This window comes from Mycolicibacterium confluentis (assembly GCF_010729895.1).
Lineage (GTDB): Bacteria > Actinomycetota > Actinomycetes > Mycobacteriales > Mycobacteriaceae > Mycobacterium > Mycobacterium confluentis.
In genome coordinates, this window is sequence record NZ_AP022612.1 from 3,662,938 (window position 1) to 3,688,477 (window position 25,540).

Annotated in this window: 24 protein-coding genes; 12 read left to right on the plus strand and 12 right to left on the minus strand. The window is 67.5% G+C overall.

Translation table 11 applies throughout. The annotated features are described in order from the left end of the window. Positions 1-23: 23 nt before the first annotated feature. Positions 24-659 (plus strand): LbetaH domain-containing protein, encoded by a 636-nt coding sequence (locus G6N34_RS17250; RefSeq protein ID WP_085148865.1) that lies wholly within the window; start codon positions 24-26, stop codon positions 657-659. Here the strand turns inward: G6N34_RS17250 and G6N34_RS17255 are convergent. From G6N34_RS17255 to G6N34_RS17265, 3 genes are read right to left on the minus strand one after another with little or no spacing between them, the layout of a single operon-like run. After that, complete coding sequence (locus G6N34_RS17255) at positions 601-1,911, minus strand: lipopolysaccharide biosynthesis protein (protein WP_085148869.1); 1,311 nt, start codon at positions 1,909-1,911, stop codon at positions 601-603. The two genes, G6N34_RS17250 and G6N34_RS17255, sit on opposite strands and share 59 nt — an antisense overlap. Further along, on the minus strand, positions 1,908-2,813 hold the full coding sequence (locus G6N34_RS17260; RefSeq protein WP_109788291.1) for a glycosyltransferase family 2 protein: 906 nt from the start codon (positions 2,811-2,813) through the stop codon (positions 1,908-1,910). Before G6N34_RS17260 ends, G6N34_RS17255 begins: the two co-directional genes overlap by 4 nt. Beyond that, positions 2,804-4,042: a hypothetical protein gene (locus G6N34_RS17265; RefSeq protein WP_234812729.1), complete on the minus strand. Its 1,239-nt coding sequence runs from the start codon at positions 4,040-4,042 to the stop codon at positions 2,804-2,806. The genes G6N34_RS17260 and G6N34_RS17265 overlap by 10 nt, the downstream gene beginning before the upstream one ends. Before the next feature lie 138 nt (positions 4,043-4,180). Here G6N34_RS17265 and G6N34_RS17270 point away from each other — a divergent pair, with 138 nt between their 5' ends. Genes G6N34_RS17270 through G6N34_RS17305 form a run of 8 tightly spaced genes read left to right on the plus strand, consistent with a single transcriptional unit; the run spans position 4,181 to position 11,474 of the window. Next, a complete protein-coding gene (locus tag G6N34_RS17270) occupies positions 4,181-4,729 on the plus strand; it encodes a WcaF family extracellular polysaccharide biosynthesis acetyltransferase (RefSeq protein WP_085148876.1) in 549 nt (182 codons plus the stop codon). Next, entirely contained in the window at positions 4,729-5,844 is a 1,116-nt protein-coding gene (locus G6N34_RS17275) for a glycosyltransferase (protein ID WP_085148879.1), read from the plus strand. Before G6N34_RS17270 ends, G6N34_RS17275 begins: the two co-directional genes overlap by 1 nt. Then, positions 5,844-6,497 carry an SGNH/GDSL hydrolase family protein gene (locus G6N34_RS17280; protein WP_085148882.1) on the plus strand — a complete coding sequence of 218 codons (654 nt, stop codon included), beginning with the start codon at positions 5,844-5,846 and terminating at the stop codon, positions 6,495-6,497. The genes G6N34_RS17275 and G6N34_RS17280 overlap by 1 nt, the downstream gene beginning before the upstream one ends. Beyond that, complete coding sequence (locus tag G6N34_RS17285) at positions 6,494-7,291, plus strand: SGNH/GDSL hydrolase family protein (RefSeq protein ID WP_085148885.1); 798 nt, start codon at positions 6,494-6,496, stop codon at positions 7,289-7,291. The genes G6N34_RS17280 and G6N34_RS17285 overlap by 4 nt, the downstream gene beginning before the upstream one ends. After that, on the plus strand, positions 7,288-7,980 hold the full coding sequence (locus tag G6N34_RS17290) for a YveK family protein (RefSeq protein WP_085148888.1): 693 nt from the start codon (positions 7,288-7,290) through the stop codon (positions 7,978-7,980). Before G6N34_RS17285 ends, G6N34_RS17290 begins: the two co-directional genes overlap by 4 nt. Next, the gene (locus G6N34_RS17295; protein ID WP_085148891.1) at positions 7,977-9,347 is read left to right on the plus strand and encodes a hypothetical protein; all 1,371 of its coding nucleotides are present in this window, start codon (positions 7,977-7,979) and stop codon (positions 9,345-9,347) included. Before G6N34_RS17290 ends, G6N34_RS17295 begins: the two co-directional genes overlap by 4 nt. Positions 9,348-9,354: 7 nt before the next feature. Continuing rightward, entirely contained in the window at positions 9,355-10,125 is a 771-nt protein-coding gene (locus G6N34_RS17300) for a hypothetical protein (protein ID WP_085148894.1), read from the plus strand. Next, complete coding sequence (locus G6N34_RS17305; protein ID WP_085148898.1) at positions 10,122-11,474, plus strand: O-antigen ligase family protein; 1,353 nt, start codon at positions 10,122-10,124, stop codon at positions 11,472-11,474. The genes G6N34_RS17300 and G6N34_RS17305 overlap by 4 nt, the downstream gene beginning before the upstream one ends. 6 nt (positions 11,475-11,480) lie before the next feature. On the opposite strand, the gene G6N34_RS17310 is transcribed toward G6N34_RS17305, so the two are convergent. Both G6N34_RS17310 and G6N34_RS17315 read right to left on the minus strand, forming a co-directional pair. Then, entirely contained in the window at positions 11,481-13,328 is a 1,848-nt protein-coding gene (locus G6N34_RS17310) for a glycosyltransferase (RefSeq protein ID WP_163645420.1), read from the minus strand. Then, positions 13,328-14,146 (minus strand): WecB/TagA/CpsF family glycosyltransferase, encoded by an 819-nt coding sequence (locus G6N34_RS17315; RefSeq protein WP_085148904.1) that lies wholly within the window; start codon positions 14,144-14,146, stop codon positions 13,328-13,330. Before G6N34_RS17315 ends, G6N34_RS17310 begins: the two co-directional genes overlap by 1 nt. 145 nt (positions 14,147-14,291) lie before the next feature. Between G6N34_RS17315 and G6N34_RS17320 the strand changes: the two genes are divergently transcribed. The 3 genes from G6N34_RS17320 to G6N34_RS17330 all read left to right on the plus strand — a co-directional run bounded on the left by G6N34_RS17320 (position 14,292) and on the right by G6N34_RS17330 (position 18,100). After that, on the plus strand, positions 14,292-15,545 hold the full coding sequence (locus tag G6N34_RS17320; protein ID WP_085148907.1) for a hypothetical protein: 1,254 nt from the start codon (positions 14,292-14,294) through the stop codon (positions 15,543-15,545). A gap of 102 nt (positions 15,546-15,647) precedes the next feature. Beyond that, a complete protein-coding gene (locus G6N34_RS17325; RefSeq protein WP_234812730.1) occupies positions 15,648-16,613 on the plus strand; it encodes a GDP-L-fucose synthase family protein in 966 nt (321 codons plus the stop codon). Then, positions 16,610-18,100 carry a lipopolysaccharide biosynthesis protein gene (locus tag G6N34_RS17330; protein ID WP_163645422.1) on the plus strand — a complete coding sequence of 497 codons (1,491 nt, stop codon included), beginning with the start codon at positions 16,610-16,612 and terminating at the stop codon, positions 18,098-18,100. The genes G6N34_RS17325 and G6N34_RS17330 overlap by 4 nt, the downstream gene beginning before the upstream one ends. Positions 18,101-18,105: 5 nt before the next feature. Here G6N34_RS17330 and G6N34_RS17335 read toward each other — a convergent pair whose 3' ends face one another. From G6N34_RS17335 to acpS, 7 genes are all read right to left on the minus strand, one after another. Continuing rightward, complete coding sequence (locus G6N34_RS17335; RefSeq protein WP_133057708.1) at positions 18,106-19,443, minus strand: hypothetical protein; 1,338 nt, start codon at positions 19,441-19,443, stop codon at positions 18,106-18,108. An 88-nt stretch (positions 19,444-19,531) separates the two neighbouring features. Continuing rightward, complete coding sequence (gene gmd, locus G6N34_RS17340; protein WP_085149990.1) at positions 19,532-20,569, minus strand: GDP-mannose 4,6-dehydratase; 1,038 nt, start codon at positions 20,567-20,569, stop codon at positions 19,532-19,534. Further along, positions 20,551-21,822, minus strand: a complete 1,272-nt coding sequence (locus G6N34_RS17345) for a glycosyltransferase family 4 protein (RefSeq protein ID WP_085148919.1) — start codon at positions 21,820-21,822, stop codon at positions 20,551-20,553. The genes gmd and G6N34_RS17345 overlap by 19 nt, the downstream gene beginning before the upstream one ends. A gap of 91 nt (positions 21,823-21,913) precedes the next feature. Then, entirely contained in the window at positions 21,914-22,933 is a 1,020-nt protein-coding gene (gene nadE, locus G6N34_RS17350; protein ID WP_085148922.1) for an NAD(+) synthase, read from the minus strand. Then, complete coding sequence (gene asnB, locus G6N34_RS17355) at positions 22,930-24,927, minus strand: asparagine synthase (glutamine-hydrolyzing) (protein ID WP_085148925.1); 1,998 nt, start codon at positions 24,925-24,927, stop codon at positions 22,930-22,932. Before asnB ends, nadE begins: the two co-directional genes overlap by 4 nt. Further along, positions 24,927-25,145, minus strand: a complete 219-nt coding sequence (locus G6N34_RS17360; protein ID WP_085148928.1) for a hypothetical protein — start codon at positions 25,143-25,145, stop codon at positions 24,927-24,929. Before G6N34_RS17360 ends, asnB begins: the two co-directional genes overlap by 1 nt. After that, positions 25,135-25,530 carry a holo-ACP synthase gene (acpS, locus tag G6N34_RS17365; protein ID WP_163645424.1) on the minus strand — a complete coding sequence of 132 codons (396 nt, stop codon included), beginning with the start codon at positions 25,528-25,530 and terminating at the stop codon, positions 25,135-25,137. Before acpS ends, G6N34_RS17360 begins: the two co-directional genes overlap by 11 nt. Between the last annotated feature and the right edge of the window lie 10 nt (positions 25,531-25,540).

Consider the following 25,540-nt stretch of genomic DNA (forward strand, 5'->3'; position numbering starts at 1 on the left):
CCACCGATCCCTATCATCGACGAATGACCCGGCGCACGAACGCCAGCCTGTTTCGGCTCGCCCGCGCGTGGGCGTACCCGCTGTGGCGGGGTGTGGTGCGCGCGGGGGCCCGCGACACCGTGCAGCAGGACGTGGACTGGTGGGTCCGCTGCATCGGCGACCCACGGCTGCTCGACCTCGACGACTACGGCCGGTTCGCCTACCTGAGCGGCGCGTTGGCCGAATTCCGCACCCTGGTGCACTTCCGTCTGCGCTCGGCGGGGTGGCCGACCCGCCTGCTGCTGCGCATGCTCTATCGCCCAGCGCCCACCCTGACGCTGGAGGCCGACAGCATCGGTCCCGCGCTGTTCATCCAACACGGAGTGGCCACCATCGTCACCGCGAAATCCATTGGCAGCCAATGCTGGATCAACCAGCAGGTGACCATCGGCTACGACGCTGCCGGCCGGCCGACGCTCGGTGACCGGGTCCGGGTGGGGGCCGGGGCCGTGGTGGTGGGCCCCATCACGCTGCACGACGGCGCCACCGTGGGCGCCAACGCCACCGTGGTCGACGACGTGGGCGCGGGCCAGACCGTGGTGGCTCCCCTGGCCCGCCCGCTCACCCGCCGCACGGCCGCCGACGCACCAACCGAGGCACCCACGCCAGATCCGGAATGACCTGCGCCACAACGGTTGCCAGCACAGCAGCGGACACCACCGCGAGCGCCCCCCAGGGCGCCACCAGGCAGCCGACGACGACGCTCAGAGCGGCCATCACCAGGGTCCACCGTGCCTGCCACCGCGCCTCGTCGGGCCGGGTGAGCAGCACATTGGCCGGCAGGTGGACCGCCTGGCCGACCAACAGCGCGCCGAACGCCAGGGCCAGCCACGAGCTCACCTCGATGCGCCCACCGGAGAGCACGGCCGCCGCCCAGGGGCCCAACGCCCACATGCCCAGGGCCGCGATGAATGCGCAGACGCCGAACACCTCGGTCAGCGTGCGCCACATCTGAACCGTCTCCTCGGTGGCGGTCCGGCGTTTGACGAAGATGGGCCAGTACGCCAGGCCCGCGGTGGAGACCACCGACCAGCAGGCCGCGTACAGCTGGGCGGTCAGCGCATACTGCGACAGCTGCTCGGGTGTGGACAGGTGCGCCAGGATCACCCGGCCCGCCTGCAGGCCCACCGCCGACCCCGCGCCCACCAGAAACAGCCACATGCTGCCCGCCAGAAGGCGCGCCCGTGCCGGATCCGATGTGACACGACCGAACACCGTCGTGCCCAGCCCAGAGATGCGCAGCGCCAGGACGGTTCCGAGAAGCTGGCCGAGCACCAGCCCGGCCAGTGCCGACACCGCGTACCAGATCCCGCTCACGTGGCTCGCGGCCAGCGCCGCGGTCACCGCCAACGCGAAGGCCGGACAGCTCATCAAGACCACGGTGGCCAGCGGATTGCGGTCGATGCCGATCAGGATCCGAACCCCCAGGCCGGCCGGGATGCTCACGGCCCAGAGGCACGCGGCCACCGTGATGGCCCAGCGGTCCTGGGGGCCCGACGAGAAGCCCACCAACAGCGCCCACCCGTCGAACGCCATGATGACCAGGGCCCCCGCCACGAGTGCGCCGGCCACCCCCAGCAGCACGTGATAGGCACGGCGAATGACGTTCACCGCGTCGGAATCCTGAGCCGGCCCAGTGAGTTGCGCGCTGGCGCTGAGCACCGTGGCGCCGATCCCCAGATCGGCGAACGGGAACAGCAGCGCCACAGTGGCGACCAGCGCCACCAGACCGAACACCGCTGGCCCGGTCTCGTGCGCGATGATGCTGGTGTTCAGCAGGCCCAAGCCGGCCACCACAGGCGTGCCCAGAATTCGGTACAGCGGCCCGGCCAGCAGCGCGCGACGCTCCCCTGGCGCCAGCCCCCCGCTCATCGTCGAATCGCCGCCCGCAGGCGAACCGCGCCCACCCGCACCCCGTTCAACACGGCGTAGGTCAACGCGGGAAGCCCCGGCCGCCCGTGCCGCAGCGACGCGCGGATGGCCCGGTTGATCCCCGCCAGCGACATCGCGGACACCGCGGCGCTGACCGGGCTGGTGCACAGGTAGTCGCCGAGGATGCGTGGGGATTCGCCATTCAGGTGGCACAACCCCCAGCGGATGTAGTCGTCGGTCCGGTCCTGGCCGCTGCGCGACACCGACCGGCCGTCCACGTGGTAGACGCCGAGCACGGCGGGCACATGGATCCACCGCACATCGGGTGAACCTCGCTGGACCGTGATGAGCCAACTCGGTTCGTCGTGCACCGCATCCACGTGGCCGTCCCAGCGGAACCGCCGCCCCAGTTCGGTGGGAAAGCACAACGTCGACGTCTGCAGCAGCACGTCGCCCGCACCCACCCGGCCGACGCGGAACAGGTAGTCGGTCACCGATTCGCCGGGTCCGATCAGCCGGCGTGGCCAGGTGCGCCTGCGCGACGCGGGCCCCAACACGGTGACCCGCGACGACGCGACCCAGTTTCGGTCGCCGGTGTGCTCGACCGTAGCCAACTGACGCGCAAGCTTGTCCGGGTACCACTCGTCGTCGTCGTCGAGGAGCGCGATGACGTCGCCGCGGGCGACATCGATGCCCCGTTGTCGACTGACCGCCGCGCCCTGCGCAGACCCGGTGCGGATCAGCGTGATCCGATCATCGACGGGAATCGACATCGTGCGGTCGTGGTCGACCACCACGATGATCTCGAGGACGGGTCGGGTCTGGCACTGGACCGAGGAGATGGCGCGGGTGAGTGAGGGTCGCCCTGCGGTGGGGATCACCACACTCACGGTTACCGCCACGAACCCTCCCGACGTCGCCCCAGGGCGGCGAACAACAATGCCAAGCAGGCGAATTCGGGAATCATGTTGTAGGTCCACGGCGAGTAGAGCAGATCCCAGGCACCCTGCAGGGCGACCGTGAGAACCAAGGGGGCCCAGCGGCCGAACCGCGCGTTGTGCCACACCACCCCCACGCACATGACCAGCAGCCAGGTCGGCAGCAGGACCGCGAGCACTCCGCCCTCGGCCCACGAACCGAGCAGGATCGAATGAATGGCCGAGTAGTCGCTGGCGGGCAGTCGCCAGTACAGCTCGAAGGGGAACGTCGGCGGGAAGCCCATTCGAATGGCCAGGTGTTCGGCCTGCGCGTACACATCCGGGGTCAGGTTCATCGCGCTGCCCCACCCCAACAGCGGGCGCTCGCTGATTGCCGTCAACGTCATGGGCGGTTCGGTGCGCCCCGCCAGCAGCGCCGGCAACTGGGTCGACTGCTGTTCAACGATCTTGCGCTGCAGGTCGGCGCCGAACACGCCGGCCCGGGCCAGCAGGGGCATGACGTACGAGAACAGCAGCGCGAACAGGGCCACCCCGGCGAACTGCCAGGCCCGGCCGATCCGGGCACCCGCCAACCGGTGGATGACCAGGATGACCGACGCCACCAGGCAGACCAGGGCGTGTGCGCGGAAGTTCAGCGCCAGAGTGCCGACGCCCACGACCGCGAGCACACCCGCTTGGGCCACCGCGGACACCCGCGCCGTCGTGAGCGCGAACAGCAGCACGATGGTCACACCGTGGGCGATGCCGTATTTCCAGAGATCCCCGAAGTCTCCGGTGCGCGTGAGCTCGATGCCCTCGAGGACGAAGAAGCCGACGGTGCCGACACCGATTCCGGCCAACATCGCCGCCACCCGGTCGACCGACCGGTCCGTCAGCACCGTGAATCCCATCAGGTAGAGCGAAAACGCCGCCGGGGCAACAGCATTGGGCCACAGCAGAGATACGTTGTTGAGCAGGCAGGACGCCAGAAAGGACAGCCATCCCAGCGTGGCGAACACCAGCGGCAACAGTTCGATGCCCCGGTGGGTCATCAGCAGGAACCCCGGCACGCACAGCAGGCACACCACCGACAGCAGCGTCACGGTGATGTTGCCGATCTGGACTGCCGACGTCGCACCGACCAGCAGCACCGCGACCTGGCCTGCCAACAGGGTGTCGCCGCGCGGCTCAGCGGCGGCTCCCGTCGCATACACGGTCGTTGTCCCTCCCCCCGAGACAGTTCCTGCAGACCCCGACGATAACCGTTTACACTACGGGCGTGGGGGGTGGCGTCGCGAGTTTCCTGTTTTCGTTTCGCGTTCAACCTTCCGCAGTTGGGAGGTGGGTGCGGGGTGCCCGATTCGATTGCTGTGCGGTCATTGGCGGCGCGTCGTGGCCGCCCTTATGACAAGGGCCGGGGGGTGCTGGTGCAGGCGCTCTGGGTCGCGGTGTCCACGCTGGTCTTCACCCAGGTGTGGTGCCCCAGTTCCGCACGCTGCGCGATCCTGCGGTGGTTCGGTGCCGACATCGGCCGCGGTGTGCTCATCCGGCATCGGGTCCGGATCCAATGGCCATGGCGGCTGGCGATCGGCGACGACTCCTGGGTGGGCACCGACGCCGAACTGTACAACCTCGAAACCATCTCCATCGGCTCCAATGTGTGTATCTCCCAGCGGGTCTACCTGTGCACGGGCAGCCACGACCGGCTCTCGCCCACTTTCGATTTCGACAACGGACCCATCACCATCGGCGACGGTGTCTGGGTGTGCGCCCAAAGCACGGTGCTCCGCGGTGTGACGATCGGCGCCAACTCCGTGATCGCGGCGACGTCCCTGGTGAGCACCGACGTACCGCCCGACTCGATCGTCCGACCGCCTCTCGCGACGATCACCGCCCAGTGATGCGCATCCTGCATGTGGTCACGCTGGTCAGCCCGGACGAGGCCTACGGAGGTCCGGTCAGCGTGGCCCTGAACCAGAGCGCCGAACTGCGCCGCCGCGGGCACGACGTCACCGTAACGGCCGCGACACGCGGCTATCAGATGGTGCCGGCCGAACGCAACGGCGTCCCTTTGCGCCTGTTCGCAACTCGAAAACCCATACCCGCGTTGAAGTTCGCAGGCATGCGGGCCCCGACCATGACCCGGTGGTTTCACGCCGTCGGCGACGAATTCGACATTGTGCACGTCCATTTCACCCGCGATCTGGTGGTCCTGCCGATGGCCCTGGCGGCCCGTCGCCGCCATATCCCGTATGTGCTGCAGACCCACGGCATGGTGGTCCCGTCGCGCCATCCGCTGGCCGCCCCGGTGGACTGCATGTGCACCCGCAGGGCACTGCGTGACGCGGGAGCCGTCTTCTATCTGACGCCCAGGGAGTGCCACGAACTCAACGCCGTCGCGGGCGGCGGACTGCGGCTGACCCCATTGGCGAACGGCGTACCCGACTACGCTGCGGCCGCGAACCCGACCGGCCCACCGGAAGTTCTGTTCGCCGCGCGCCTGCACGACCGGAAACGCCCACTCGTCTTCGTCGAGATGGCCAAACGGACACTGGCCGCAGGAATCGACGCCCGCTTCACTCTGATCGGCCCCGACGAGGGTGCGGGCCCCACCGTGCTTGCCGCGATCGGCACCGAGCCTCGAATATCGTGGCTGGGCCCGCTGCCGCATCCCGAACTGATCGAACGGATGGCCCGCGCCACGGCCTGCGTGCTGCCGTCGATCCGCGACCCGTACCCGATGTCGGTGTTGGAGGCCATGGCGGTCGGTGTTCCCGTGGTGATCGCCGACGACTGCGGCCTGGCGCCGGTGGTCAGACGGAACCGATGTGGAATCGTTGCCGGCCCCGCCCCGGAGGCCATGGCGGACGCGCTCACCGAACTCCTGACCGCGCCGGACCTGGCGGCGGGCATGGGCCGCCGTGGCCGCGCGGTCGCCCAGTCGGAGATGGGCATGGGGCCCGTCGGGGACAGACTGGTGGCCACCTACTCCGCGCTCGTCGAAGGTGAGCCGTGATGTCGCCGCGCGGCGTCTGGGGCGCTCTGCTCGCGGCCGTCCTGGTGAGCCAGACGGTGGGCGCCTCGGTCTTCGTGCTGACCCAACAGGACAGACCGGCACAACCTCGAGAGGTCAGCGTTGCGGTGATCGGTGACTCGCTGACCGCGGGCGGCCTCAACCGCGTGGTGTGGCCCACGCTCCTGGCTGCCCGCACGGGGTGGTCGGTGGCCAACTTCGCACTGCCCGACGCCGGATTCGTGGCCGACGGCCGCGGGGGCCACGCGTTCACCTATCAGGTGGACCGTGCGCGGGCGATGCACCCACGGGTGGTCCTTTTCATGACGGGCGGCGCCGACAACGGACTGCCGGAGATGGATGCCGTGCGGATGGGCGCGCTCGACGCCATCAACAAGGTCATCACCGCTGGCGAGCGCGCCCTGGTCATCGGACCGACCTGGTACGAGTCCCCAGTCCCGGAACAGGTCCGTCGGGTCTCGGCGGCTGTCGCGAAGGCCTCCGCCGAGGTGGGTGCGCCGTTCCTGGATGCGCTCGACCCGCCGTGGCTGACACCGCAGTTGATGCACCCCGACGCCAGCGGTCCGACTGACGCCGGCCAGTCGGTCATCGCCGACAAGGTGGCGGCCTGGCTGCGGACCGAGGTGCCGGCATGAAGACGCGCTGGATGGACATCCTGGCAACCGTGGTCGCCGTCGCGGTGATCACCGGCCTGGCGCTGGCGCTGCGGCCACAGCACATCGACTCGGCTCCGCTCGCACCGCCCGTGGCCGCTCTCGCCCGGCCCGCCGTGGCCGCCAACCCCGCTGACGACGCCGGACCGGCCCCTTCCGCGTCCCGAGAGCGGCCCTCGGTGCTCTTCATCGGAGACTCCTACACCGGCGGACGCGGGGTCCCCGAGATGTCGCCCAGCTGTCTGGCGGCCGTGCGGATGGGTTGGCAGTGCCAGCTGTCGGCGGTTCCGGGCACCGGATACATCAGCGGCGGGCCCGCCAACCGGTTCACCGTCAACGAGTACATCGGCCGCTCAACGTCATTCGCCGAGCGCATCCCCGGGCTGGCGGCGAAGTACCTGCCCGACATCGTGGTGCTCGACGGCGGGCGCAACGACCATTTCCCCCCCACCGAGGACGTCTACCTCGCGATGGCCGCCACCATCGCCGACGTACGTCGCACCTGGCCTTCCGCCACCGTGCTGTTCATCCGCCCGCGGCTGCTCGCCGACCCAGCCGACGACTTGGGCTTCGATGACCAGTTCATGGCCAGACTGGCGGCGGAGCCGACCAGCCGCGGAGTGGTGGTGTTGGACCCGATCCGCCGACTCGGCCGGGACGACACCGCAGACCTGCTGTCGGAGGACGGCGTTCATCCGAACCGCCGCGGCGAACGGGCGTTGACCCAGGCCCTGGCGGAATCCCTGGCGCAACACCGGACAGCGGGGCCGGCATGAGTTCCTCGCTGGCCACTTACCTCGGCATCGTGCGCGCCCGGTGGCGCTGGCTGATGTGGGGCGTGCTGTTGGCTTTGGCGGCCACCACCGTGGCGCTGCTGGCCGAGCCACCCCAGTATCGAACCACCGCCTCCGTGTTCGTGCGAACGCCGGGCGATGTCACCACCGTCCTCGACGGCGGCGACTCCTACGCGCAGGGGCGCGCCCGCACCTACGCGGCGCTGGTGGACAACACCAGCCTGTCCGCAACGGTGATCGCCGATCTGGGCCTGGACCTCGAACCCGAGGACCTCGCACGCCGCATCCACGGCACCAGCCGGCCGGGCACCGTCGTCATCGACATCACGGTCAGCGCCCCCGACCCGCAACAGGCACAACAGGTGGCCACCGTGCTGTTGGCTGAATACGCCGCGACGGTCCGCGACTTGGAATCCGTTCCAGCGTCTCTGGTTCCGCGCGCTGAACTGGTCGTCATCGACCCACCGGGGAAGCCCGTCCGAGTGATGGCGTGGGGCGCTCCAGTCGGGGCGGTGCTGGCGGGCGCGGTCCTCGCGGGACTGGTGCTGGGCGTCCTCGGCGCCGTGCTGCGGTCGGTTCTCGGAGCCGAGCCACATCGACCGGAGGAGCCCGAGTCGGTCACGGCGGCACCGTCGACGGGACCCGGACCGGAGACCGGAGACCGAGCGTGAATCTCCGGACCCTCCTGGACTCGATGCGGCGGTATTGGCGGACCTGCGCTGCCGTCGGTGTGAGTGTCGCGGTGATCGGACTGGTCGCGGTGCTGCTGATGCCCACGAGATACCAGTCGACTGTCCGGTTGATGGTGACGATATCGGGTGCCACCACCGCCACCGCGTACCAGAACGACGACGTGGTGGCCAGCCGGGTCAACTCCTACATCGCGCTGCTGACCAGCGAAGTGGTCAGTCAACGGGTCGTCGACAGACTGGGCCTGCAGGCCGACGCCGCCGACCTCGCCGGCCGGGTCAGTGCTGCCAGGGTGCCGCCCAACACCTCACTGATCGACGTCGCGGTCACCGCCGACTCGCCCGTCGAAGCGCGCCTGCTGGCGGACACCGTCGCCCAAGAGTTCATCACCTACACCAGGGCCCTCGAAACCCCCACCGGCCAGGACGATCAGAAGGTTCGGGTCAGCGCCGTAGCGGCAGCCTCAGAGCCCCGCGGCGATCTCACCGTGCGCACTCTTCTGGCGCTGCTCGTCGTGCTCGCGGCGGTGCTGCTGGCCGCCGTGGCGGCATGGGTACGGGCCGTCACCGACCCCCTGGTCCGCACCGCGCAACGCGCCGAGGAGTCGGCCGCCGCCCCGGTGCTGGGCGACGTGGTCACGGGCGGGCCTCCGAGCGCGCAGGACGTGGACGGATACCGGCGACTCCGGATGCGACTGTGGTCACTGCCCGCCGATGTCCGTCGGGTGATCGCCGTGGTTCCCGCCGGCCCCGGCGTCGACGCCTCCGATCTGGCCGCGAATCTTCGAGACACTCTGTGCCACAGCGGGATCCGCAGCATCATGGTGAACTCCAGCGGACAGCGCTGTTCGCGCACCGTCGCCACGCACGATGACTTCTGCTGCGGCCGGCACGCCAAACCGGACCCCGCCGACGCGGCCGTCGGCGCCCCGGTTGAGGAGTCCGGCGGGACCTCCGACTCGGCCGCCTCACCCGCCCCCGTCCAGGTCATCACCACGCCTGAGTGGGTCGCCGATCCCGACCTGGTGCTGCGTGAGGCGCCGTCGCTCATCGATCGACTTCGCACCGACTACGAGTGTGTGGTGGTGGCCACGCCGGTGGCCACCGGTGTCACCGCATCAGCGCTTGTCGAGTACGCCGACGGCGTCGTGCTCGCCGCCTCGGATCGACACACCACCCGGACTCAGCTCCGCACGGCGGCCCACGACCTGCGCGCGACCGGTGCCCCGATCCTCGGGGTGGTGTTGACTCGACCGCACCCGCCCTGGCCGGACTCTGCCGAAAACACCGCTGAGAAGCCGGAATTGGACCAACCGCCCGAGTCGTCAACCAGTCCAAGCACCGATTAGGAAGTCCATGGATCTCTTCGATGTCGTCCGGGCATGCTTTCGCCGCTGGTACATCCTGCTGCCCATCGTCGCGGTGGCCGCCTTCTACAGTTACAACGTGTACACCGCCGTCAAACCGGTGTACTACTCGCAGATGGCGATCGGCATCTCACCGCCGAGCTACCGCATCGACACCGCGGCCACCGGCATGCCCGTGCCGCGCAACGGCCTGCTCGACATCGGCGGTGCGCCGTTTGTGGCCAACATGACCGCGCTCGCACTGTCTCAGCCCAGCGCGGTGAACCGCGTGGTGGCCGCCGGGGGCATGCGCGAATACAACGCGCGGATGTTCCCGGTCCCGGAGGCCACTCAGCCGATCCCGCTGGTGCTCGTCGACGTCGTGGCACCGAATCCCGAAACCGCCACCAAGACACTCGAACTCGTCACAGCTGAGTTCTCGGTGGCGCTGGAGAACCTGCAGCACCAGGCGCGTGTTCCCGACGAGATGATGGTGGAGCCGTTCGTCGTCTCGCCACCGGGTACACCCGTGGCGGCCACGCCGTCGCGGACCCGTTCGACACTGTCCATCCTGTTCGCCGGGGTGGGGCTGGCAGTCGTGGTGGCGGTGGTCGCGGATGCACTGCTCAATCGCCGGCGACGACGACGCACCGAGACCACCACCGCGGACGCGACCTCCGGCACTGCGCTGCCACGCAACGGGCAGACCAACGCCGCCGAGCCCGAGACCCCGGACCCGGCGCCCGAGGACTCCCCGAAGGAAACCACCGAAGCCCGATGAGCCCACAGCCGCCCGTGGCCGGCACCCACGACGACACCGACGCGGCCCAGCCCCCCGCGACACTCGCCGACTCGGCCCGCTCCACGACCCCGTGGCTGCTCGCGCTGCTGTGCTTCGTGCTCCCCGCGGTGCCCGTCTACGTCGTGCTGGCCGGCCCGTTGAAGGGCAACGGCTCCCCCGCCCGGCTGCTGTCGGTGATCATGTTGGGACTGGTCGCTCTCGGGTTCGTCGTCATTCGTCGTACGGGGCCCACACGGCGGATAAATCCGGGTGTGCTGATTCTGCTGACGTATCTGCTGTTGTGGCTCATCACCTACGGGGTGGGTGTCATGAGCGCCGACAACTACACCATTTCCACCAACCGCACCAGGGCGTTGATCGCCCTGGTCTGCCACGTCGGCGTCGGGCTCTACGTGCTGGGCCGCGTCCGAACGCCCAGGGATCACCGAATCGTGTTGGGGAGTCTGCTGGCCGGACTCGCCTTCGCCTGCCTGGTCGGGTTCCTGCAGGGAGTGTCGTCGGTCGATCTGCGCTATCTCTTCCAACCTCCCGGCTTCGTGTTGAACACCGACGACCTCCAGCTCAGCGAGCGTGCGGGTGCCGCGCGAGTCCGCGGGACCTCCCAGCATCCAATCGAGTTCTCGGTGCTGGCGGCGATCACCCTTCCCCTTGCGCTTTACATGGCACAGACGGCGCGGACCCGGAACGCCAAAGTGGCGGCCGGTGTGGCTGCCGTCATCGCGGTGCTGGCGCTGCCCGCATCGATCTCGCGCACTGGAATCATCGCGGTCGGCGCTGCGATGGCGTTCTACATGCTGGCGTTCAAGGTCCGTCAGATCGCCCCGGCCGTGGCGGCGTTGGTCATCGCCATCGCCTGTTACGCCGCGGCCTTCCCCACCATCATGAACGCACTGTGGAGCACAATCTCGGGGTCGTCCGAGGACGCCAGCATCGAAGGGCGCACCAAGGACTACGCCAGTGTCGCCGAACTTCTTCGGAGCCATCCGCTGTTCGGTGTCGGCCTGGGCGGCTCCGAGCCCACCGTGTTCGGGTACCTCGACAACGAGTGGATGCAGTCTGTTGTGCAGGGCGGACTGGTGGGATTGACCGCCATGACGTTGTTGATGGTGGGCGCGGTCTTCGGCATCGCGGCCTCACTGCGCCGGGCCGGTTCGCGGGAGGAACGGGTGCGCAGCTACATGCTGGGCGCGATCGCGATCGGAATCCTGACGTCGAGTTTCACGTTCGACCTGTTCTCCTTTGAGCAGACCGCGCTGGTCTTCTTCATCGTGTTCGCGCTGCTGTGGGCGCCGTTCACGGTGCCGGCGGATCGTTCCGAGATCGGTTGAGCACGTTCATCTCCCGGATCGGCTGCTGTCGTCACGTTCCCAGCCGGCGCGGTGTCGTCCGGCCCTCCATCGCGCCGCCAGCGCCATGCCGAGATACACCGCACCATCGACCGCGGTCCGCGGGCCGCGCACGGTTCGCAGGATCGCGCGCGCGGTGGTGGCGCCGGTGCGGGGCGTGCGTTCGGAATCCAACGCCACCAGTTCGGCGTTGCCGCGGTGGTGCCGGCCCAGCACCGTCAGCAGCCCACGGGCGTCCGTCGGCGTCCGCCACACCGACGGGACGGTGTCGACCACCGTCTTCTCCTCCGCGGCGAATTGGGTGTCGACGAACATGTCGTCACCGGTCACGTCGGGGAAACGACCGAACCGGCGGTGCCCGGCGGCATTCAATCCGTACACGCCGGCCCACCACAGCGCCCCCTGATGGGCTGCCATCCGGGTCCGAGCCCGGTAGTAACTGCGGACCAGCGGACCGGCGCCGTCCGTGCCGTACCGGAATCTCGGACGGGCCGCCAGCACATCCCCACGTGCCAACCGATCCAGAACCGCGAGCACGGTCGTTGCCGTGATCTCGATGTCGGCATCCAGGTACAGTCGCGGCCATAGGGTTGCGACTTCATCACCGGTGTTGAGCGCCAACGTCTTTGATCCGATCTCCAACTCGCACACCATGACGCCGGGAATCCGGCGGGCCCGTTCCGCGGTGTCGTCGGTGCAGCCGTTGCACACCACGACCAACTCGATGAACCCGTCGACCGCGGCCCGGCTCAGCGGCGCCAGGGTGCGCTCGATGACCGCAGCCTCGTTGTAGGCCGGGACGATCACAGCGCCGCGGTCCAGTTCACCCGAGAACGACTCTGTCACTTCGGGTTTGGTGGCCGCCGGTAGCCGGCGCCAGCGTGCGCGGCTGGCGAGGACGGCCAGCGTCCTGCGGTGGGCCGGATCATACGATCGCAGCACCTCGGTGAGCGCCACGCAGGCACGGAAGAGCTCGGTGTAGAGCCGGCCATGGTGCAGCTGCACGTAACGCACCCGGTTGACCGCCAACAGCGCCGCCAGCGCCGGTGAACTTCCGGACCCACCAAGGCGATGCCGCACCACGGCATCGGGGGCAAATCGGACCGTTCTGCCGCTGTCTCGGATCCGCCGAAAGTACTCGGTCTCCTCCGAATACAGAAAGAACTGCTCATTCCACTCTCCGAGTTCGCGCGCCACCTCGGCGCGAATCAGCACCGCGGCACCCGTGGCCCAGTCCACATCGTGGGCGTAACGGTAACTCGCCTCCCGATAGTCGAACTCGGACAGCACACCGGGCCGCCCGCGCCAGAGAGTTCGCCCACACACCGCGTCACCGAGCATCCGGCTCAACGACGGTTCGAACCGCAGCGACGGATAAGTCCGCCCGTCGGAGTCCAGGATTCTGGGCACCACGGCGCCGACGCCGGGTTCACCGTCGAGGACGGCGAGCATGCGGGTCACGGCGTCCGACTCGACCCGCAGGTCGGGATTGAGAATCAGCACCGCGTCACACGGATCAGTCAGCGGCAGAGCCACGTTGATGCCCCCGGCGTAGCCGAGATTGCCACCGGATTCCACGAGTATGACGTCCTCATGGGCGCGCACCCGGTCGACGGTGTCGTCGCCGGACTCGTTGTCGACGACGATCATCCGGATCGCGATCCCGATGGCCGCGCGACGGAGATCGCCGATCAGCGAATCGATATCCGACGAACTGTTGTAGGTCACCACCACGACGGCAACCCGCACCGCCACGTCCGCGGGTGCAAGGGCACCACTCAGGTCGTCGTTCTGAGGCGCCGTCTCGGATTCACAACCCCCATATCCGGCTGACATCACAGCGCACCATCGACAACGACCGCGTTCCGTCTGAGCTCGAGCAGCGCCCGCGGGCCCTGCACCAGATAGCGTCTGCTCAGCCGTCGGGGCTCGAGCATCAGCCGCCATGCCCACTCGACGCCCAGCTCGGCGACGACATCGGGCGCGCGGCGGATCCGGCCGGCCAGGAAGTCGACCACGGCGCCGAAGGCCAGCAGCACATCAGCCCCCGACTGGGGGCCGTAAGCCGATATCCAATTCTCCTGCAACGGCTTTCCCAATCCGACCACCAGGATGTCGACACCCGCGGCGCGGATCTCGGCCGCGATTCCCTGCGAGCTCTGCGGATCCGTCAGCTCCGCACGAGACGGCGCCCAGGTGCCCGCGACATGCACGCGGGCGTGGTGGACGGCCAACTCCTCCCGCAGCTGGCGATGCGTCTCCGGCATGCCACCGAGGAATCCCACCTGCGCACCCACCAGTCCCGCCCGCTCCAGGATGAGTGCGATCAGGTCGCTGCCCGCCAGCCGGGGCCATTGCCGCCCGGAGAGCGAATTCGCTTTCCGCACAAGCGGCATACCGTCGAGCAGTGTCAGCCATTGCAGTGACTCCCCCGGTGCCGCCGGGCCTGAACTGGTGAATCCAAGGCCCTGACCGGAGAAGTGGTAGATGTGGTCCAGGTTGGCCGAGGCCACAGCCAGTGGGCGCGGGCTGGACACCGCCCCCATGATCAGGGACAACGCCATATCGGTGTCCATCAGGTCCACCGCGACCCGGCCCACCACGAGTCGGGGCCACACGGCAGTGCTCGGATGCTGCGGAACATCGACTCCCATTGCACGGCCCCCACCGAGTCAAAATGTTGGTCAGATGGCCAGATGAAATTCTGGGCCGGAAGACTCGCCAATTGTGACACAATTCGGGCATTTGCCAAACGATTCGCCATTTGCCAGTTCTCGGTCGGGCGACCAGGCACGCGCGGTGCGGCACCGCCTGACCGTGGGCCCCGCCAACCACTCGCGGATTCTGGCGGCGATCAGCGCCATCATCGCGGTTATGGCGTTCGCCGTCCTGGCATACGCTGTGAAGGCCGGCACCCCGCTGCGTTACGACGATGAGCAGCAGTACGTTGAAATCGCACAGAACATAGTCGACGGCAAAGGTTTTCGCCTCGACGGCGAGCTCTCTGCGTATCGTCCTCCAGCGTGGCCCCTGGTGATCGCGGCGTTCCTGTGGCTTGGGCTGCCGACGTCACTGTTGGCACTGATCCCAGCGGTCGCCTTGATCTCGGCCGCCGTCGTGGCGGCGATGCTCGGCGTCAGACTGGCCCGCACTCCGTGGGGTGCGCTCGCCGGCGTTGCGATGCTCAGCTATCCGCTCAATATTTACACCGCGGTCACCATGTACCCACAGGCCCTGGCCACCCTCCTGCTCATGACGCTGTGGTGGCTCGCACTGTCGCTGTCCCAGGAACCCGCCGACGGAGCGCGCCGATCGCGGGTGCAGTACATGGCGCTCGGTCTGGCGGCGGCGCTGCTGGCGCTGTCCGTCCCGACGCTGGCCTTCACCGGTGTGGCCGTCCTCGCCTGGACGCTCTGCGTTGTGCGTGGCGACCGCATCCGGGCGGTTGCGTTCGCCGGATCGGCACTGGCGGTCCCGGTCGCGGCGTGGACCATCCGAAATCTGGTGACCCTCGGGGCACCGATCCCATTGAGCAGCAGTTCCGGACTGAACCTGCTGATCGGCAACAACGCCACCGCAACCGGAAGTTCAGGCACCTCGGTGAACATCGACGAGCCACTGCGGGCTGCCGCGGCGATGTCGGAGGTCGACGCCGATCGCCACTTCCAGGACACCGCGCTGGCGTGGATCACGCAACACCCACTCGATGCGCTGACGCTCTACGCCGCAAAGGTGGCCAACTATTTCTCCCCATACAACGAACCGGTCACGGCCACAGCGAACTCCGGCGCGCAACGCATCGTCGCCTACCTCAGCTGCGCGGTGCTGCTCGTCCTGCTCGCGTCCCGACTGCTGCTGCGGCGACGGCTGCCGCTCGATGCCACCGAGCGCCTCATGCTGTGGTTGTTCCTGCTCAACGCATTGGTGATGGCGGTCTTCTTCACACGAACCAGGTTCCGGCAACCACTGGACAGCATTCTGCTGGTGGAGGCCGTGCTGGGACTGATCCTTCTGGTGGCCGCGATCCGCACCGCACGACGAGGATCGACCTGAGGGCCGGGCCCGCCTCCAGGTTGGGCCGCGTCCTTCGAGTGCTGCGTGCACCCACCGCTGCGGTGATGCCACACTAGGGGAATGGCGTTGGGGGAGGCGACCATGGACACCCGCATATTCATCACCGGCCACCGCGGGTTGGTGGGTTCGGCGCTGTGGCGGCACTTCAGCGCGCAGGGACACCGCCAGCTCATCGGGCAGAGTTCGTCCGAACTGGACCTGCGCGACGCCGTGGCCACCGCCGAGTTCTTCCACCGAACCCGCCCGCAGATCGTCATCTGCGCCGCGGCCCGAGTCGGCGGCATCGCCGCCAATGCCGAGTCTCCCGCAGACTTCATCTCGGACAACCTCCGGATCCAGGTCAATGTGCTCGACAGCGCGGTGTCCACGGGTGTCGACAAAGTGCTGTTCCTCGGCTCGAGTTGCATCTATCCCAAGTTCGCGCCACAACCCCTCCGAGAGGACTCGCTGATGACCGGCGCGCTGGAACCGACCAACTGCGCCTACGCGGTGGCCAAGATCGCGGGCCTGACCCAGGTCACCGCGATTCGCCACCAGTATCGGCTGCCCTACATCTCAGCGATGCCGAGCAACGTCTATGGGCCGAACGACAATTTCGATCCACACACCAGCCACGTCGTGCCTGCGATGATCCGTCGATTCCATGATGCGGTGGTGCGGGGGGCCGACACGGTCACCTGTTGGGGTACCGGGCAGGCCCGTCGGGAGTTCCTGTTCGCCGACGACTTGGCCGATGCGTGCGCATTCCTGGTCGCGAACTACGACGACGACTCCCCCATCAACGTGGGGACCGGCACCGACGTCACGGTGGCCGAGCTGGCCTGCACTGTCGCCAGCGTGGTCGGCTTCCGGGGCGACATCAGATGGGATTGCGGCCGGCCCGACGGCACACCGGTCAAGCGGCTGGACGTCAGTCGGCTGCAGGCCTTGGGCTGGACAACGAGAACCGATCTCGCCCAGGGGATCAAAGACACCTACGAATGGTTCGTGGCGCACCAGGACAGCTACCGGGGCAGATCTGTTCACGCCGAAGGCCCATCGTCATGACTGAGCCGGGGCTCTCATCCGGTATGCGGTGGAGCGGGATCTCGGTGCTGGGCCGTGAGGCCACCCGAACGCTGTTCACGATCGCGCTGGCCCGCATCATCGGGCCGGAGGATTTCGGCATCGTGGCTCAGGCCCTGGTGTACATCGGGATCATCAGCCTGCTGGTGGACCAGGGCTTCTCGAGTGCACTGATCCAGCGCAGGGAAGTCGGCCCGACCATGCCGGGTGCCGTGGTCACGGTGAACCTTGCGGTGGGCGTCGCGCTCGCGGCCGTGACGGTGCTCTGCGCACCGCTGTGGGCGAGTTTCATGCACACTCCGGAGTTGGTGCTCGTACTGATCGCCTTCGCCCCCAGCCTGCTGTTCCGGGCCGCGACCGTGACACCGCGGGCAATGCTGATCCGTACCATGGACTTTCGAAAGATCGCCGTGGCCGACATAGCATCGGCGCTGTGTGGTGGTGTGCTGGGGCTGATCGCCGCGCTCACCGGCGCCGGCTACTGGGCACTGGTGGCCCAGATCCTGACCACCGACATCGTGCTGGTGGTCGTGTTCGTCGCGCTGGGCACCGCGTGGCGGCCCAACCTCAAGTTGCGCCAGCTGAGGGAGATCGCCGGATTCGCGGGGCGGACGTTCGCCGCGGGGATACTGCTCAATTCGGTGTCCCGCAACATCGACAACCTGTTGGTCGGTCGCTTCCAGGGCGCCGAGGCGTTGGCGTTCTATGGGTTGGCCTACCGCCTGCTGCTGATCCCGGTGCAACTGGGCCTGACCACCGTCGCCACGGTTCTCTTCTCGGCCTTCTCACGGCTCACCGACGATCTCTCGGCGCTGCGCACAGAGGTGACCCGCGCGACGCGTGCGATTGCCATCCTGGCGCTGCCGGCGATGGCGCTGATCGCCGCATCCGCACCACAGTTGGTTGCGGTGGTCTTCGGATCACAGTGGAAGCCAGCGGTTCCCATCGTCTCGGTGCTGGCCATGGCGGGCGCGCTGCAGGCCATCTACCAGTCCACGACCAACCCGGCGATGCTGAGCCTGGGACGCGACAAACTCAGCCTTCGATACGCGTGGCTGACCACGCTGGTCACCACCGTGGGCATCGTGGCCGGCCTGCCGCACGGACCGTTCGGCGTGGCGGTGGGTTACACCGCGGCGACGGTGGTGCTGGTGCCCGTCGAGTGGGCCATCCGAGCACAGCTCGTGGGTCTCACGGTCCGGACCGAGATCGCGACCATTGGGCCCGCAGTCCACGTGGCGGCCTGGGTGGCCGGCAGTTACCTGGCCGTGGCCGCCCTGATCCCCCACCACGACCTGGCCGCGCTGGGGTGCGGTGTCGCAGTGGCGGTTCTGGCCGGGATCGGCGTGTTGCGCATCGCCCATCGTCGGTTCCTGGGCGAGCTCACCGATATGGCACGCCGGCTGGCCGGACGCGGCGCCGGGACAACCGAACCCGACACCCAACAGCCCGACGAGAAACCGCGCTGAGAAGCCTAACTGGGCATATCCGTCGACGCCGGAAAGAGGTAAATCGGCTCCTCCGACAGTTGACCCTGGTACGAATCCGCATGCACCGTGGCGATCGTGTTCCCGAACATATCCGTGACCCGAGTCTCCGTCTCGGCGTCAAGCGGTATCGCGAACTCACCGCGGTTCTGGCACCATGCGACCAGCACACCGCCGCGCGGCGTCCCGAACCGGTAGGTGTACGGACTCTCGGCCGCCCCGCCGAGGCCGTCCAGAACGACCTCGAAATCCGTTGCGTCATGCAGCAGCCGAATCAGCTGCCGCATGGCATCGGCCACCGGACGTGGGTCGTGGGCGGGCCCACCCCCGAACCAACCGCCGTTGTAGTCGTCGGAGTCGACGGCGAACATGTGATACACCCTGGGGATGCTGTACCGGGCCGCCGCCATGTTCATCCTGATGGTGTAGGCCGCCTGCTGGGTCAGCGTCACCGTCCCATGGTTGCCCAGCACGTCGACCGGGGTCGGGAACCTGCCACCGTCGGCATGCGATATCTGGTATCCCACTTCGGTGATCCATAGCGGCTTGTCCAGACCGGCCTCCAACATGAGTTGCTTGACGGTGTTGATCGACTCACTGGCCACCCAGCTGCCCCACGGCTCCACGATGGTCTGTTCGGGCGCGGAAGTGGCGCTGTACGGGTGCAGCGACATGACATCGAAACAGTCCAGCTGCCCGGCGGCGGTCAACGCCGGCAGCATCGCCTCGATGAAGGCCGGGGCCGCGTCCGAGGCGCCACCGGTCGCGAACCCGACCACCGTCACGGTGGGCCACCTGTCCTTGATGTGGTTGTAGCTCGCGATCAGCACCTCGGCGTACTGAGCGATCTTCTCCTGCAGTGTGCCGCTGAACCCGTATCCGAAGTTCGGTTCGTTGCCGATCTCGATCTGTGTCAGCGCGGTCTGCGGCAGCCCCGGGTTCTGCGCCCAGAATGATCCCCCGGGCCCGTACCGGTCGAGCACGGTGTCGAGTCTGGCCAGATACGCGGCGACGAACTCGCCATCACTGGCCACTTCGGCGCGTTCCGTTTCCGGGGTGACGGTCACCAGCACATCGAGCCGGTTGTCGACGCAGAACCTCATGAGCGGATCCGACACGTCGCCGCCGAGCCTGACATAGCCCAGCCCGAGCCAGTCGATCTGGTTGTGCAGGAACATCAATTCGTCCCACGAGTACAGTCCCACTGCAAGAACCGGTTCGCCACTGACCCGGCCCGACCCGGAAACCTTCGGTGCCTCCGCCTGTTCGCTTCGGCATCCCGCGGCCAGCAGACCAGCGCCCCCGACTCCCGCCAGTCCCGCCAAGGTGAGAAACTCCCGCCGCCTCAGCGGCGTCTGCCATGGGAATGGTCCGTACACACCCGCACCGCTCAATCCCCCACCCCGTCCCGTCTCACCCGGTTGCCGGATACCAACCCGGCAGAGCCGGCCGGTCGATCGATGCGGAAGCACCCTCAGCAAGGGCGCGAATGTCGGCGTCAACCATGATACGAACCAGTTCCGGGGTGTGCACCTTGGGCGCCCAACCGATTTCGCGACTGGCCTTGGTCGAATCGCCGATCACCACGTCGACCTCGGTGGGCCGCAGATAGCTCTCGTCGAATCTCACGTAGTTCTGCCAATCCAGACCGACGTGGTCGAAGGCCAACGTCAGGAACTCGCGAACCGAATACCCGGCGCCGGTGGCCAGCACATAATCGGCCGGCTCATCACACTGCAGAATCCTCCACATACCCTCGACGTATTCCGGCGCGTAACCCCAGTCTCGGATCGCGTCGATATTGCCCATCCACAGCTCGTCATCCAGCCCGGCTCGAATTCTCGCGACGGCCCGCGTGATCTTTCGCGTCACGAAAGTCTCTCCCCTCCTGGGGGATTCGTGGTTGAACAGAATACCGTTGGCGGTGTACATGCCATAGGCTTCCCGGTAGTTGCGCGCCGTCCAGTGTGCGAACAGCTTGGAGATCCCATACGGAGACCGCGGCGCAAACACCGTCAGCTCGTTCTGTGGCGGCGGAGCCGAACCGAACATCTCCGAACTCGACGCCTGGTAGAACCTGCACCCAAGTCCCGTCTGCCGGATCCCCTCCAGCAACCGCAGGGTACCCAAACCAGTGATTTCCGAGGTGTATTCGGGTTCGTCGAAGCTCACCCGCACATGTGACTGCGAGGCGAGATGATAGATCTCATCCGGCAGGATCTGCGCCAGCAGGCTGGTCAGCCGCGTGCCGTCAGCGGTGTCTCCGTAGTGCATGAAGAACCTGACGTCCCGCTCGTGCCGATCGACGTAGAGATGATCGATTCGGCGCGTGTTGAACGTCGACGCACGGCGAATGACGCCGTGCACCTCATACCCCTTGCTCAGCAACAGTTCGGCCAGGTACGACCCGTCCTGGCCGGTGATGCCGGTTATCAGCGCTCGTGTGACGATCGATCCCCCCGTCGACGCAGCTTCGCCAGGTCCATTATCCACGCCTCGTAGCGGTCCATGGCCGTATCCTCGGACAACATCGCATCGCAGTACCGCTGTCCCGCCGCTGCGAGCTGGTCCGCCAACTCTCGGTGCTCACCCAACCGCAGGGCCGCACGCACCAGTTCCTCGGGCCGATCGGCCGGCACCACGATCCCGGCCCCCGACGCGGCCAGTTCCGCGGCGGTCAACCCCGCAGCATCGGTCGCCGCCACAATCGGCTTACCGGACCGGAAGTACGACGTCAGCTTGCTCGGCACCGCCATCAACGCGACGCCGGGACGCTCGTTGACCAGGAGCACGTCCGCCGCACCCAGCGCTGCTGGGAACTCGCCCTCACCCACCGGCGCCAGGAACTCGAGAGTGGGCAGCCCGGCACCGGCCTGCTCCAGGTGTAAGCGCTGACTGCCGTCGCCCAGCAGCACGAACCGGACCCGTTGGCCGTTGCGGGCGGCGAAGCCCGCCGCCGCCACGACGTTCTCCAATCCCTGCTTGTGCCCCATATTCCCGGCGTGCAGCACCACGATCTCGTCAGGCTGCCAGTGGTGCGCACGGCGAAACTGTGCACTCGCCAGAGGGTCCGGCGACAACACATGGGTCCAATTCCGGATCTCGCGAATCCTGGACCGTGGTACGCCCGAGGTCTCCAGCAGATCGGCGAATCCCGCGTGGATGACCGCCACCCCGTCGGCCATCCGCAGTGTGGCCGACTCGACGGACCCGATGACCCGACTGGGCATCCCCGGCAGGACGCCCATTTCGATGACGCCGCGGCCGTACAGGTCGTGGATCAGCATGCCGAGCGCCGGACGCCCGACGCACAACCGCACCCGCAGTGCCGCGAGCCCGGCCGAGATCAGCGGCGGTGTGACACAGACGATGACGTCGGGATCACCCCACCGGCTCGTGAGCAGCTGCAGACCGTAGGTCAGCTCCATCACCGCACGGCCGACCCACGAACCGCCCCGCGGCACATAATGCTTCAACCGGCGCACCGGAATCCCGTCGATGTTCTCGTCGCGACGCAACAGGGTGCCTGGTTCTGAGCGGACCCAATGCGGGTAGTGCGGGTATCCGGTCAGGACCCGCACAGCGTGACCACGAGCCGTCAGTCCAGCGGCCAGCCGGGAAGTGTACGGACCGATTCCCGAGCATTCCGGTGCGTAGTTGATGCCGAGAATGGCGACCCTCAGCGCACGCCCGGTGGTACTCATCACTTGCACCGGGCCAGCGCGCGGGTCCACAACCTGCGCGGGCGGTACATGTGTGATCTCCCTTCCTCAGGCGCGTTGCCGGCCTGATCTGCTACAGCCGTGCCGATTCATTGAACTCCGGCAGGATCTCTTGAACCCGCTCGGCAAGTTGTGGTGGCACATGCAGATATTCGGTGGTTTTCCGTTTCTGGTCGATGTCACGGAAGACCCGCTGCACCTGCTCGTCGGTCAGCCCGGTGGCCAGCGCGATGTCCGCAATCGGCACCCCGTTGTTACGGCCGAACAGGCACAGGTCCATGCGCTGATACGGCAGCGAAAAGTAGAACTCCTCCTGGGACTGCGGCATGGAATAGGTGTCGGTGGTCGACGGCCTGACCCGAATCTCTTCGGGGACACCGAGATACTCTGCCAGTGCATACACCTGTGACTTGTACAGATGCGCGATGGGTTTCACGTCCGCCGAACCGTCGCCGAGCTTCACGAAGAAACCCTGGTCGTATTCCAGCCGGTTGGGCGTGCCGGTCACCGCGTAATTGAGCCGGTCAGCATGGTGGTATTCCAGCATCTTTCGCACCCGCTGCTTGAAGTTCGTGGCCGCCACGATCCCCAGGTACGCATCCGTGGTCAGCCGGTAGGTCGACTGACCGCCGTCCGGGTCCAGCACCACGACCGAGTACAACCGAAAGCTGTCCGAGTCGACCACGCTGGGCAGCACGATCTTCGACTTGTGGCCGGGTCCGTAGTCGGGACACACCATCCGAATTGCGTCGTCACGCCGTTGATAGCATCCCGCAGCCTCCAGGATCCCGCTGATATCCTCCAGCTTCGACGAGATGCCCAGCGAGTCGGCCAGCAGCTGGCTGAAACCGACGGTCTCCGATGATGATTCCCGCTCAGGAAGGTGCAGTCCGAAGACGCGGTCAGGACCCAGCGCACGCACACACAGCGCGGCCACCACGCTGGAGTCGATACCACCGGACAGTGCCACCACAACGCCGCGCCGTTTGACCCGCGCCAGATACGTCGCCAGCCACTCGGCGATCCGCGCAGTCTCGTACTCGAGGTCGATGTCCAGGCTTTCCGGGCCGAAATATCCGGTCCATTCGGTCATCTCATGTCCCCTTCATCGGTTGCCAGATCCACGGCGACCGTGGTCCTCGGCGGTTTCCCAGGCACCGGACCTCGTCGGCCGGGCGCCACAAACGTCTCGTGGAGCAGTTGTGTGGACAACACCGCGAGGACGCGCATGTTGTCGGTGTTGCTCATCCGCTGTCCCCCAGTCCTGGCACATTTGTCGAACAGACCGGCGACACGCGCGGGCTCGAACACTCCGGCGTCCTCGATCGCCCCCCTGCTCGTCACGTGGTCCAACCAGTCCGGCCGGTGGCCCGCGAAGAAGCTGGCGGCGTCCGGTGCCCGATACGGTTGTTTGGGCCGGCGCAGGATGTCCTGGGGGACGAGGTCTGCGAATGCCCGCTTCAAAAGGTGCTTCTCCTCCAGCCCGAACAGTTTGTGGTGCGCGGGCAGGGTGTTCGCGAACTCGATGACATCGCGGTCGAGGAAGGGGAATCGGCCCTCCACCGAGTTGGCCATGAGCATCCGGTCCCCCTGCGAGGACAGGATGTACCCCGGCAGCAGCGTGGTCATCTCCAACCACTGCGCGCGGCTCAACGGATCCCAGTCGACACTCTCGGGCGGCATCGCGGCCACCACGTCGTCGGTGCCGGCCGCCGCAATGGCGTCCGCGGTGTCCGCGCCGAGCAGCATCGTGATCGCAGACGTGGCATCCCAGCGCGGCCGATGAGATATCGCCGGATCGTCGAGCTCGAGATTTCGTCCGAAGAAGCTCCGGGCGAAAGCCGGTGCCTTGGCCGGCGACCGCTCCATCCACGGATAGAGCAGCTCCAACGCGCGCGGACGCTTTGTCGACTCGGGGTCGCGGGCCCAGAACATGCGCACCCGTGATTCGCGAAAGATGTCGTAGCCGGCCAGCACCTCGTCGGCGCCCTCACCGGTCACCACCACCTTGTATCCGTTTTCGGAGACCAGCTTTGACAGCAGGAACATCGGGGCGGGCCCAGCCCGCACCAGTGGGGTCTCGGCATGGGCGATCACCTGTGGGAACACGTCGACGATATCGGCGGGCCGCACCACGATCTCTCGGTGCTGGGTGCCAAGCATCGCCGACATCCGACGTTGATAGTCGCCCTCGTCGAACTCGGCGTCCTCGAACCGCAGCGAGAAGGTGTGCAGTGGCGCGTCGGTGTACTGCGCCACCACGGCAGCGGTGATCGACGAGTCGAGTCCGCCCGACAGATACGCGCCGACCGGCACGTCGCTGCGCAGGAAACGCAGACGCGCCGCCTCGACGATCCGCTCGCGGAGTTCACCGGCGTTCTCGGTGACGTCCTGCCGCGGCTCGGTGCCCCGCGCCGGGAACTCGATCCGCCAGTACGGAGCGTGGCGGATGCCGTTCTGGTCCACCACCGCGTAATGACCCGGCTGCAGTTGTTCGACACCGCGGAACACAGTCCGGGGGGCCACCGTGGACCAGTAGCTGAAGGTCTGCCCCAGACCCACGGGATCGAACGAGCGGTCCACCTCGGGGTCCACCAGCAGTGCCTTGACCTCCGACGCGAACAGCAGCCTGCCGGGAAGCCGTGCGAAATACAGTGGCCGGACGCCGAGCCGGTCCCTGGACAACACCAGTTGCCGCCTGCGGCTGTCCCACAGCGCAATCGCCCACTGTCCGTTGAACTTGGCGAAGCAGTCGGACCCCCACTCCTCCCAGGCGTGCACGATCACCTCGGTGTCGCTGGCCGTCCGGAACCGGTGGCCGCGGCGCCGCAACTCACGCCCCAGCTCGACGTAGTTGAAGATCTCGCCGTTGAACGTCACCCACAGGGTCTCGTCCTCATTCGTCAGCGGCTGAGCCCCGCCTTCGGTGTCGATGATCGCCAGCCTTGTGTGCCCCAGCGCAGCCTGCCGATCCCGGTAATACCCCGACCCGTCGGGCCCGCGATGTCCCAGCTGGCACATCATGGCCGACAGCAGGTCCAGATCCGGTGGACCGTGCTCAGTCACCACGCCGCAGATCCCACACATCAGAGCCGCCCAGGCAACCGGTCGAAGATGCGGTGCAGGCCCTCTGGCGCTGATCCCAGATCCGGGGTGATGTCGCTGTCGGACAGCAGCACACCGAACACGTCCTCAATCAACAGCGCCATGCTCACCGCGGCCAGCTCGGGGTCCCGATGCGGAACACCCAGAGCCTCAAGTTCCGCGACAACCTGTCGCATCCGTTCGGAGAGATCATGATTCATCGTCAGCAACCCTCGCGGCATAGCTGGCCATCGCCACGGCGGTCGCGTATTCGTCACAATGCGACAGCGACACACGAATGGTGTCGATGCCGGCGTCTGTGGCGACCGCCAACGAAGAGCCCGACAACCGCACCGTGGGGGCACCATGGATGTCGTTGGTGATTTCGATGGACCGCCACGGCAGCGGCCCATCCCAGCCCGAGGGCAGCACCTTCGTGACGGCCTCCTTGGCCGCCAGCCGTGCCGCGAAGTGACGGCTGGGCACGGCCTTTCGGGTGCAGTAGGCCACCTCGGCCGCGGTGAACCAGCGGCTCAGGAACTTCTCCCCACCATCGCGGATGAGCTTCTCCACTCGGGACACCGACACGATGTCGATACCCGGCAATCCACACATC